Origin of the sequence: Devosia naphthalenivorans, assembly GCF_003056355.1 — a bacterium.
Classification (GTDB): Bacteria; Pseudomonadota; Alphaproteobacteria; order Rhizobiales; family Devosiaceae; genus Devosia; species Devosia naphthalenivorans.
Window position 1 is genome coordinate 1 of sequence record NZ_PYVW01000037.1, and the last position, 2778, is coordinate 2778.

The 2778-nt window shown below is 59.3% G+C and carries 2 protein-coding genes and 1 pseudogene; 1 reads left to right on the forward strand and 2 read right to left on the reverse strand.

The annotated features are described in order from the left end of the window. Positions 1 to 709 (reverse strand): YHS domain-containing protein (locus tag C8264_RS21875; RefSeq protein ID WP_114355255.1); only part of this gene is annotated, 709 nt, incomplete at its 3' end. 377 nt (positions 710 to 1086) lie between these two features. Here C8264_RS21875 and pdxH point away from each other — a divergent pair. Further along, a complete protein-coding gene (gene pdxH, locus C8264_RS21885; RefSeq protein ID WP_108463100.1) occupies positions 1087 to 1716 on the forward strand; it encodes a pyridoxamine 5'-phosphate oxidase in 630 nt (209 codons plus the stop codon). Positions 1717 to 2151: 435 nt separating this feature from the next. Here the strand turns inward: pdxH and C8264_RS22690 are convergent. Next, positions 2152 to 2625 (reverse strand): annotated as a pseudogene (locus C8264_RS22690) (haloacid dehalogenase); the annotation flags it as partial. Between the last annotated feature and the right edge of the window lie 153 nt (positions 2626 to 2778).

Consider the following 2778-nt stretch of genomic DNA (forward strand, 5'->3'; position numbering starts at 1 on the left):
CCCGCATCGAGTCCGGGAACATCCCCGGCAGCAACGTTGCGACGATGGAGTACAGCCACGCCACCCCGATGCCCATGGCGATCAGGGTGAACATGTTCAGGCTGCGGTTCTGCAGGGATGCCCAGCCGCGTTCGAAGAACGGCCAGCCGGCCCACAGCACCACCGGCGTAGCCAGAACGAGCTGCATCCAGTTCAAGGTCTGTGGCGCGACCCAGTGGTGGATGTCGAACAGGTGAGCCGACATCTCCAGCACGAAGACCGGGACCGCCAAGGCCGTGCCGATCCAGAACCGCCTTGTCATGTCACGGAGTTCCGGACTTGGACCGGTGTCGGCAGTGGGCAGTTCCGGTTCTAGCGCCATGCCGCAGATCGGGCACGAACCGGGTTCGTCGCGGCGGATCTGCGGGTGCATGGGGCAGGTCCAGATCGTTCCCGCCGGTTCTGGTGTCTCGGTCTTCGTGCTGGGGATGTCGACAGCGTGAGGCTCGGTGTATTTGGCAGGGTCGATCATGAACTTCGATCGGCATCCTTCGGAGCAGAAGTAGTAGGTCGCTCCTTCATAGGTCACCTTGTGTTTGGCCGAAGCGGGGTCAACCTTCATGCCGCAAACCGGATCACGGATATCCGTCACATCGACGACCGAAGCGTCGCTCGACCCGTCCTGGTGGTTGTGATGCGCATGATCGTCGTGGTGGTGACTGGTGGCCATGATGATCTCCTGTTTACCAGATCCTGCACCTTTCCACCGTGGCAAGGTCAAGAGCCTCTCAATCATCTCACCAGGGTCGCTCATCGCCTTGCCAAGGCGAAACCCATAACCGCGACCCGAGGTAGAAGGTGGTCTAGTTCTGTCGTGCCCGGCATCAGAGATCACCATTGGTGATGTGCCTCGGGCCACTGAACCAGACTTCGCCCTGGCGACCTGTATGGCCGGCAAGGATTGCTCGCTACAAAGTGACTGCGGGCAACGGGATGGCGAGCGGCCTGCAAAGTGCTACGTTCCTGGACAACAGCCAGCCACTTAGCGACTATAAGATCCGGAAATACCTTTGAAGGCTAGGTGCGCTCACGAGCAGAGACAGGAAGATGCGAACTCACAGCGATGACGAGATTTTCCAAGACAATGGGCCCTCAAAGAAGGACCCGCTGCAGGTGCTCGAGATCTGGTTGTCGCGGGCGAGGGAAACAGAGATACCCGACCCCGATGCAATGGCCCTGGCGACAGCCGACGGGCAAGGACACCCTGATCTTCGAGTGGTTACGTTGAGTGGGATTGCACATGGAGGGCTGATCTTTTTTACCAATATTGACAGCGCCAAAGGCAACCAGTTGGACGAGAATCCGTATGCTGCAGCAGGACTTCACTGGCGTGAAATCGGTCGGCAGATACGCATAAGAGGGAAGACCGACCGCATTGCAGGCGACGAAGCGGATATTCAGTTTGCTCGCAGTTCCGTAGAACTCAAGATCGCAGCAATTGCCTCTGATCAATCACGCCCTTTGCATGATCGGCGGACCTTGATGCGTCAAGCCGCACAAGTTGCAACGGCGGCGTTTGAGTTCGAGATAAAGCGTCCTCCACAATGGGCAGGTTTCCGATTGGTACCTGCTTCCATAGAGTTCTGGCAGAAGGCTGAGGATCGGCTGCACGACCGAATACATTTTTCGCGAAAGGGAGAAATGGAGCCTTGGGTGCGAACCCGGCTATACCCGTAGATAAGTCGCTGCCGCACGCAGACCGACCTCAATCAGTAACAACTTGCCTTCGGGATCTGGATTGGCCTGCAGCACATCTCAAGTTGCGATATGACGCCGGCTTTGATGAATCCGGCACCAGCATACTGGTTGAGCTTCAATGTCCGCTTTCCGAACACGTTCGACCAGGCACTGGGACGCACGAGCACCGACCTCATGGCGCATTCCAACTGCAAGTCGTGAGGACGACGGCTTCCGCCGGTACTCGCCGGAAAAGTGCACCTGTTCAGGTATCTACTGCAACCGCTCGGATGTTCTTGGCGCCGGACTGCGGGGGAAAATCGGCCACCCAACTCTTGCGGGCTATATTGCGTCGCAATGAACACCGTACCACCGGGTGTGAGTAGTTCAAGCCAACGCTGAAAGCCATTTTTGGCGTCGGTCTCTACCCCCGCCGACCTCCTCGTCCGAACCGTCGTCGCGGATACGCCGCGCGGTCTTGGGCGCCAGCCCCAGCAGCGCCTTTATGGCGCCCGACGTCTGCTCGCGGGCTCGTAGCTCCAGCACCTGGCCGAGGAGCGCCAGGGCGGTAATGAGCGGCGGCCTCGAAGTAGACCGGAACCGCGCCGCCCATTCCCGGCGCGTCGGAAGGGAACATGCCGGGGAGCACCCTAGCGATCACCGAATAGAGCCAGGCGCTCCGATGCCCATGCATTTAGCGTAAACATGTTGGGCTTAGATTTGGCGATCAAGGCAGCGCCGAAGACGGCCAGCCAGCCCAGAGCACGACCGGCGTTGCCCGCACCACTTGAATCCAGTTAGGTTCTGAGCCGATATAAAGGCGTGGAAGTCGAACAGGCGGCAGCCCATTTCGAGCAGGAATACCGGAATGGCCAAGGCGGTGCCGATCCAGAAGCGACTGGTCATGTCCCACCAGTTCCGGTGACTGCGGTGGAGTGTCAATCGTGTGTGGACGCCCGTCTGGATGCAAGCGGTTTTTCATTGGCTTTGGGCATGTGGTCAGGTGCTGTCGTGTGTCCGGCCTCATGATGCGGCCATTTGCACGCCGCGGGCCCGTATGGA

What these genes read in the sequence shown, in the direction of transcription:
- pdxH (WP_108463100.1), top strand. Translation starts at nt 1,087, where the DNA reads ATGCGAACTCACAGCGATGACGAGATTTTCCAAGACAATGGGCCCTCA.